The organism is Pantoea leporis (assembly GCF_028048155.1).
GTDB lineage: Bacteria > Pseudomonadota > Gammaproteobacteria > Enterobacterales > Enterobacteriaceae > Pantoea > Pantoea leporis.
This window is the reverse complement of the sequence record NZ_JALMEU010000011.1, coordinates 169804-176875: the sequence shown is the minus strand read 5'-3', so window position 1 is coordinate 176875 and position 7072 is coordinate 169804. Positions and strand designations below refer to the sequence as shown.

Sequence of the window (7072 nt, the reverse complement as noted above, 5' to 3'; positions counted from 1 at the left end):
CGCTGATACGTCCGCAATGTCCGCGCCGTTCCTAGCGATGTCCATTTTTCCAGCCAGCTTATTAAGCACAGTCGTGGAGAAATTCGCGTCACCGCCCAGCGCGTCGGCCAGTTCTTTGAGGGTGTCCAGTGCCGCAGGCGCGCCGCCAGCCAGCGCGGCCAGCGCGGCCTGCACAAACGCGGTATTAGCCAGCTGCGTGGAGTTATTTCCCACTGCCGCCGTCGGTGCTTTCGGGCTGCCGGTAAACGTAGGGCTGTCTTTCGGCGCGTACTGCGTATGCGGGTCTGCAGCCTTGATGTGTGCATCCAGCAGCCCGTCGGCGTACTGGCGCACTTCCAGCACTTTATCGTCCACGTACTGCCGGGTCGCCAGCACCACCGACGGGTCGATTTTCAGCGTTACCGCGCTGGTGCTGTTCACGATGATAATCATGCGCACCGTCTGCGTGCGCCCGCTGCCCTCGGCGAGCTGCGGCTTGTAGGTCTCGGCGCAGTTAGCCACCGCAATCATCACGCCGTCAGCGTCGAACAGGCCAACCTCGCGGATCCAGAAGCCGCCCTCATCCTCCGGGATAATCTGCTCGGCAATAATCTGGCTGCCGTTGGCGGCGTCAATCGTCAGCGAGTTAAGCGACGCGCGGCGCTTCTCGCCGATAAGTTTCGTCTGTGCCGGATCGGGCGTAGGCAGCGTGCCGCCACCGTCGCCCACGGCCAGCTGCGTGATGTTCACTTTGGTGCCGAGCGCGGCAGCGTTGGCAAGCTTAGCCGCGCCCTGATTGGTCAGCAGGGCAAAATATTTTGTCGTCATGCGCTCACTTCCGTCAGGTCGATAAGATGCACCGCCGCGCCGGAATACACCGGCCCGCCGACGCTGATAAGTTCAGGGGTATAGGGATAAACGGTCAGCTCGTCGCCGCTGTAGCTGGCAACGGCCACCGGCACCGTGCCGTTTGCGTCCAGGGTGATTGAAAGCCCGATAAGATGGCGGCTGCACGGCTTGGCGTCCGCAATCACGCGCTCCAGCTCGTGATACATTTCCTCGGTGATGCCGGTATCCAGCACGCCCAAGTCCAGCCGGAACGTGCCCGGCACGTCGTTGGTTTTCCACCACTCAATCACGCGGATGAGATAGCCCAGCGGCTCCACCACGCGTCGGATCGCGCTGACAGTGCCCTTGTGCTGATGGATATAAAACGCGTCCTTCACCACCTTGCGCTTCACGCTTTCCGCCCAGCTTTCGTCCCAGCGGTCCACCGAAAACGCCCATGCCAGATAGGGCAGAAAATTCACCGGGCAGGTGTCCGGGTTCCACAGGTCGCGCAGCGGCACGTTCAGCCCGGAAATCCCGCTGCACGCCTGCGTCAGACGGCGCTCCAGCGCGGATGAGCCGGGCGGCAGCAGGCTGTTGCTCATGCCAGTACCTCATCATCCGCCACGCTGATGTCCGTCCCGGTGCAGTTGCCCGCCTGCGTGCGGTCCATGATGATGTCGGCGGCCGGTTCGGTGATTTCCACCCAGTCCACACCGGCCACGCGCAGCACCGCGCCGTACGACTCGCGGCGCACGCTGCGCCCCAGCTTTTTCTGTTCGATAAGGTAGGCCGCGAGCCGCTCGTTTGCCGCCTCAAGACAGGGCGCTGCGGCCACGCCGTCGAACAGGTGCAGCTTCGCCTGCACGCGGTAGTCGTTGATGGCTGCAGGCTGCACGGATAAGCGGTCTGCCACCGGGCGCACGCTCTCGTCATTCAGCGCTTTGTCCACTGTATTCAGTAAATCAGCGGCTGCCGTGCCGTTGCCCTCGCGGCTCAGCACGGTGACAAGCACCGTTGCCGGGGACGGACTGATGGCCGACACGTCCTGCACACGCCCGTCCGCACTGCGGGCGTGAAACTCATAAGCCGCCGTCGGACCAGCAACTGACAAACCCTCAAACGCTTCCGGCACACGCACGCGCAGCGCATCGTCCGATTCCATCACCGCCTCAACGGGCGGCACGGCGTCCGGGTTAGCCGGGGTGATGGTCAGGCGCTGCACGTTACAGCGAGCGGCCAGCTGATCGAGGTCGCTGCCCAGTGCATAAGCCACCATGACGGCCTGCGCCGCCTCGTTGATGCGCTGGCGCAGCAGGATTTCGCGGTACACGCTTTCCTGTAAGCTCTTCACTATCGGATCGGATTCCAGCGCCAGCACGCGGCGCATGGCGGCCTGTTCGTCCTCCGGATAAAGCGCAATCAGCGCTTCTTTGCGCTCGGTCAGCAACGTTTCAAAGTCCGGCACCTCGATCACTTCCGGTGCGGGCAGCTGCGAAAGGTCAATTACTGCCATTGTTCACCCCCGTAGGCACAGACATTGCGAGCGGTGAGCCGTCGGCGCGCTGGCCGTTCAGCTCAACCACCATGGAGCCATCAAAGGCGCTGGTTATGTTCAAAGAGCTGAGGCGGATACGCGGCTCCCAGCGGCTCAGCGCCGTGTACGCCGCCGCCATCACCTGAAGGCGCACCACGTCGTTCTGCGGCTGGTCAATTAGCACCGACAGCAGCGAGCCGTATTCACGACGCCCGATGCGGCTGCCTTCCGGCGTGATCAGAATGTCGCGCACGCTCTGGCGGATGTGCTCGGTGTCGGTAATGGCTTCGCCGGTGTCGCGGTTCATGCCGAGATACATCATTGCGGGCCTCCTGACGTGTCGCCGCCGGACTTCACGGCGCCGTGTTTGTGCTTATCAACCACCACGCCGTTTGAACTCATATCGCCGCCACCCTGCGTCACCGCACCATTCATTACGGTTTCGCTGTTAATATGAGTCTGGCTGGCGTCAACGCCCAGCTGATCGGTGATCAGCTGAATCCCGTCTGCGGCCTCAATGCGCACGCTTTTGATGTTCTTAATCAGCAGCTGGCCGGTGTCCGGCTCGTACTGGAACCAGCCGCCGTCGTTGAACACGGTGGTGCTGCCGTTCTCTGAATAATCGGGCGGCGGGAAGGCATCGGAATAAATGGCCGGCAGCGCGAAGGCAGTTTCGAGATTGCCGCCGAGGCTCAGCAGCACAACCTGCTCGCCGATGGACGGCTGCCACCACGTACGCGTTTTACCGGCACGGCAGGTGAGCCAGTTAATCCAATTGGTTTCAAGTTCGCCCGTTTTCACCCGGCACAGCCAGTTGGCCGGATCCACATCGGACACGGTGCCAGTGCGGATCAGGTTGGTGATAAGGCGCATGATTTCGGTGAGTTTTTCGTTCATCAGCACACAATGGCACCTATAAATATTTACCTCACTACTTTGAGCTTGTAAGGTCAATGGCACAAAAGTTGATATGGATAACACACATGATTGAAAGCTATATCTATGAAACAACAGGTGGCTTGATTGGTTATTTTCAAGATGAAGACGGGAATTGCAGATTTTTCCCCTATAATTATTCGGCGAAATACATTGGTGGAGGTTCTTGGAAAACGGGCCTTGAGTTTGAAAGAATTCTCTCAGGAGACCCCGAGTCTTTTATTATTACTCAGGAAATGATACATGAAGCTATGTCATTAAAAATTCGGGAGCATTTTGATGTTGGCGCACAGAAAATAATTAAAACATCTAAAGTTACAGATGCAGGGAGTTACTTCCCAAGAATTAATCGCAACGAACCCGGCCTAAGCGATCACCAAATTAATACTAATGAAAGGGCAGATGAAATTCGAGCCTATGATAATATTGCGGAGTCATTAGTTGAAATTTTCAGAACAATTGAGCCTGAGCAGGGAAACTTCAACGCTTATGGCAATAGATTAAGAGAACAACTGATAGTTGCATGCACTGAAGTCGAATATTTATTACAACGAACGGTTATTGAAAATGGTAAAAAACCGTTGAACGATAGTAAAGACAATTATACAACAAAAGATTATATTTGGTGCTTACCCATTCAAAAACTAAATGAGTATGTTGTTGAGCTTCCCTCCTATCCCTCGTTAGGCTCATTCAGCCCCTTTAAAGAATGGAGTGCACCTAATTATTCAAAATCTTTAAGCTGGTATAACGCATACAATAAGGTAAAGCATAACCGTGGTGGAACAAAACACCTAGCTACGTTTGAGGCATTAATTAATGCTGTTGCTGCAATTCATATTCTTCTCGAAGCTCAGTATGGGAAAGAGCTTTTTGAATACCGCTTCCAATATACATTTCGAACAATATTCCATACTTCAATTCGACCAGAATGGTCAGCTAAGGAAATTTGTGTACCAATCTTACAGAGAGAACGCGCAGTCTGGGAGAAAACAAAGCATCACCCTTAGTTATTCTGAAAGCCAGCGAAGCAATGCTTCCCGCACCTTACTTTCCACCTCATCATTGATGCCCAGCAACGGGCGCTCGGCATATTTGACCTCCATGCCGCGCCGGTTAACCCGATCCCGCAGTCCATAGTGATGCACGCGGACCAGCTTCTGCACCCCGGGCACAAACGCAATTTCAGCCTGATTTGAGTTTGCCTGCGCTTTGAGGTATTTCGCCATTTTTAGCTTCGCAAACATCTTGCGGCGAATGCGGCCCGGCTTGGTGCGCGCGGTGACACGTCGCGGCTCCCATGCTGTGCCGTCCGGGCTGCGCTGCAGCGTGATGTTGTTCTGCTGGATGCGTCGTACATCTCGCGCCACTTCGCGCAGCATCCTTGTGCGCGCAGCCGGTTCAAGCTGTGACAGCAGCGCACCCAGCCACTCCTCAACCTCATGCAATTCAGCCACGGCGCACCGCCCAGCCTTCGTCAGCATCATCCGGCGCTTCGGGCTCCGGCACAGCCTCAACCGACATCACGCCGTCCACTTCCTTCGCGATCACTCGCTCCGTCAGCTTCAGGTTCATGCTGATGTCGCAGCGGTCATTGCCCAGAATGTCCGCCTCAAAAGTGAAAAGCCGCTCGCGCTCGGTGGCGTTCTGCAGCGCGTCCGGCTGGTTGACGCCGAGCCAGAATAAAACGGGCGCCATCAGCAGATTCTGGTCGCCGGTGAAGTCCGTTACCACCACGTTCAGGGTGTAGCGGTACTCCCATGAAATCGACGTGGCGGAGGTGGCAACCACCGCGCCATTGTCCACGAATAGATGCAGGCGGTCCGGGTTGTCGGCCACGTAGGGCACGGCTTTATTCAGGGCGTTTCGCAAGGACTGCGGCTTGTTCATCGTCTTTATCCTGACAGCTGATGATGATGTCGACCTTGTCGGCGCAGGCCGCCCATGCGGCCTCGGTGTCGTCCAGCTGCGCCAGCAGGTCGCCGTTACGGCGCGGTGCGGCTTCGTCCAGGCGGCACGGGGTGATTCGCGGACAGCCACTCACGGTAAGACTGACCTCCGGTGAGGGCCGGACGCTGGCGCAGCCGGATAACAGGATCAGGCAAAGGGGCATCAGCCCAGCGGCGAAGCTCGTCATTTTCACGTTTAAGTTCCTCAATGGTGCGCTGCCGGTCACGCAGCAGCGTGCCGTTCTGCTCGGCGGCGGCGTAAAGCTGCGTCTGCGCCCGGCTGCTGGTCTGCGTCAGAATGTTGAGGGCAATCAGCTGGCCGTTTTTCTGCGACAGCTTTTTGCCCTGCGCGGCTAAATCTTTCACCTGCGCGTCGATTTTGTTTTGGGCGGTGCTGAGCCGCCACGACTGCACGCCAAGCGCGGCAATGAGAACGAGCGCCAGCGCTGCCAGCGCGCGCATCATGCTGTTACTCCTTTTAAGCACCATGCCAATTCACGCATTCGCCGGTTATCCAGTCCCTGATTGAAGACGCCTTTCACGAACACCCAGCGCGGCAGCTGATAACAGGCATCGCGCCAGCGCTCCTTTTTGATGAGTGCCACCATAGTTGAAGCGCAGGCATTGCCGGTGCCGACGTTAAACGCCAGCGACACCAGCGCGTCGTATACCGGCTGCGGCATGGAAACCGCAGCGCAGCGCGCCAGTGCCGCTTCAACGCGTAACACGTTGGTAATGAAATTCCCCGCAGCCTGCCGCTCGGTGATGGTCCGGCCCGGTACCACGCCGACGGTGTTACCTATGCCGTCGGTCCATTTTCCCGCGTCGCACAGGTACGGCTTCAGGCGGCAGCCCTCATAATCGGCGATCAGCTTCAGTCCCTCGACCGAGGTGTGCAGCTGCTGGAAACCCGGCATCGTCGCGACGATAGCCAGCACCATGCCAACGGTACAGCGCTTAACGGTTTGCAGATTCATATTCCTCCCGCGTGATGCGCCCGGCGGCCAGCAGCTGATAGGTTTTGCGCTTGTAGTACCAGCTGATGATTGCCATCAGCAGGCCGATTAATACCCCGGCCACGGTTGAAACATCTTTTAGCGACATGTCGCCCAGCCATGCCATACCGACAGCAATAAACCAGACGATCCCGGCGCGGATTCTTTCCCACATGATTCAGTCCCAAAGCTGGACGGCCTGCACGGTGGCCGCCGCCGTCACGTCCGGCAGCTCCACCTCCAGCCCGTGCGGTAAAATGGGGCCGTGCTCCGCCAGCCCCGGATTGGCCTGCAATACCTGCTCCGTCATGCCCTGCGTGCGCCCGTAGTGACGCCAGCAGATCTCGTCTACCGTGTCGTTTTGCTGCGCGCGCACTTTCATCAGATCAGCTCGACGGTGCAGTGCGGCGCGTTCTGTACACGGCTGATGGCCCAACGTGCGTCGCGCCACAGATCGCCGGTGGCGTCTTCAAGTTCTTCCCCGCGCTTAGCAGCGGCAGCGGTGGCGTCAAAGTCCTGATAACGCTCGTTCAGCACCGCACGCGCCCAGCACCACACCGCATTTTCATAGTGATGCAGACGCACGCTGCGCCCGGCCAGCTGCTCCGCCGGTACATCGGTCAGCCCGTTGAAGCCGCGCAGCTCCTGCTGTTCGCGCCACGGGTACAGCTCCGCGTTCACTTCCGCCATCGCGGTGAGCACCACCTGCTTCAGACGCTGCGGCGTCACGGTGCCGTCAACGCGCATCACGCTGCGAAACGTCGCCAGATCGATGTCCGGCCAGAATGAGTTGTTGGGGATAATTTCCGGCGTTCCCGTCGCCTTTTCCGGCGCTACAAACTGCATGC

14 protein-coding genes are annotated in these 7072 nt (G+C 58.3%); 1 reads left to right on the top strand and 13 read right to left on the bottom strand.

Annotated features, from left to right (window positions below):
* From MWH02_RS21230 to MWH02_RS21210, 5 genes are all read right to left on the bottom strand, one after another.
* On the bottom strand, nt 1-807 hold an 807-nt coding region (locus MWH02_RS21230; protein ID WP_271461397.1), incomplete at its 3' end, for a phage tail protein.
* Nucleotides 804-1412, bottom strand: a complete 609-nt coding sequence (locus MWH02_RS21225) for a phage tail protein I (protein ID WP_271461396.1) — start codon at nt 1410-1412, stop codon at nt 804-806. The genes MWH02_RS21225 and MWH02_RS21230, both read right to left, overlap by 4 nt.
* Nucleotides 1409-2323, bottom strand: coding sequence for a baseplate J/gp47 family protein (locus MWH02_RS21220; protein WP_271461395.1), 915 nt, complete (start codon nt 2321-2323; stop codon nt 1409-1411). Before MWH02_RS21220 ends, MWH02_RS21225 begins: the two co-directional genes overlap by 4 nt.
* On the bottom strand, nt 2310-2666 hold the full coding sequence (locus tag MWH02_RS21215) for a GPW/gp25 family protein (protein ID WP_271461394.1): 357 nt from the start codon (nt 2664-2666) through the stop codon (nt 2310-2312). The genes MWH02_RS21220 and MWH02_RS21215 overlap by 14 nt, the downstream gene beginning before the upstream one ends.
* Nucleotides 2663-3241, bottom strand: a complete 579-nt coding sequence (locus MWH02_RS21210) for a phage baseplate assembly protein V (protein WP_271461393.1) — start codon at nt 3239-3241, stop codon at nt 2663-2665. The genes MWH02_RS21215 and MWH02_RS21210 overlap by 4 nt, the downstream gene beginning before the upstream one ends.
* Nucleotides 3242-3327: 86 nt before the next feature.
* Here MWH02_RS21210 and MWH02_RS21205 point away from each other — a divergent pair, with 86 nt between their 5' ends.
* Entirely contained in the window at nt 3328-4290 is a 963-nt protein-coding gene (locus MWH02_RS21205; protein ID WP_271461392.1) for a hypothetical protein, read from the top strand.
* Here MWH02_RS21205 and MWH02_RS21200 read toward each other — a convergent pair whose 3' ends face one another.
* Genes MWH02_RS21200 through MWH02_RS21165 form a run of 8 tightly spaced genes read right to left on the bottom strand, consistent with a single transcriptional unit; the run spans nt 4291 to nt 7070 of the window.
* On the bottom strand, nt 4291-4737 hold the full coding sequence (locus tag MWH02_RS21200; protein ID WP_271461401.1) for a phage virion morphogenesis protein: 447 nt from the start codon (nt 4735-4737) through the stop codon (nt 4291-4293).
* Complete coding sequence (locus MWH02_RS21195; protein WP_271461391.1) at nt 4730-5170, bottom strand: phage tail protein; 441 nt, start codon at nt 5168-5170, stop codon at nt 4730-4732. The genes MWH02_RS21200 and MWH02_RS21195 overlap by 8 nt, the downstream gene beginning before the upstream one ends.
* On the bottom strand, nt 5133-5375 hold the full coding sequence (lysC, locus tag MWH02_RS21190) for an Rz1-like lysis system protein LysC (protein WP_271461400.1): 243 nt from the start codon (nt 5373-5375) through the stop codon (nt 5133-5135). Before lysC ends, MWH02_RS21195 begins: the two co-directional genes overlap by 38 nt.
* Nucleotides 5266-5694, bottom strand: a complete 429-nt coding sequence (gene lysB, locus MWH02_RS21185; RefSeq protein WP_271461390.1) for an Rz-like lysis system protein LysB — start codon at nt 5692-5694, stop codon at nt 5266-5268. Before lysB ends, lysC begins: the two co-directional genes overlap by 110 nt.
* Complete coding sequence (locus MWH02_RS21180) at nt 5691-6206, bottom strand: lysozyme (protein ID WP_271461389.1); 516 nt, start codon at nt 6204-6206, stop codon at nt 5691-5693. The genes lysB and MWH02_RS21180 overlap by 4 nt, the downstream gene beginning before the upstream one ends.
* Nucleotides 6187-6399: an HP1 family phage holin gene (locus MWH02_RS21175; RefSeq protein WP_009127601.1), complete on the bottom strand. Its 213-nt coding sequence runs from the start codon at nt 6397-6399 to the stop codon at nt 6187-6189. The genes MWH02_RS21180 and MWH02_RS21175 overlap by 20 nt, the downstream gene beginning before the upstream one ends.
* A 3-nt stretch (nt 6400-6402) precedes the next feature.
* Complete coding sequence (locus MWH02_RS21170) at nt 6403-6606, bottom strand: tail protein X (protein WP_271461388.1); 204 nt, start codon at nt 6604-6606, stop codon at nt 6403-6405.
* Nucleotides 6606-7070, bottom strand: a complete 465-nt coding sequence (locus MWH02_RS21165; protein WP_271461387.1) for a head completion/stabilization protein — start codon at nt 7068-7070, stop codon at nt 6606-6608. Before MWH02_RS21165 ends, MWH02_RS21170 begins: the two co-directional genes overlap by 1 nt.
* Nucleotides 7071-7072: the final 2 nt, after the last annotated feature.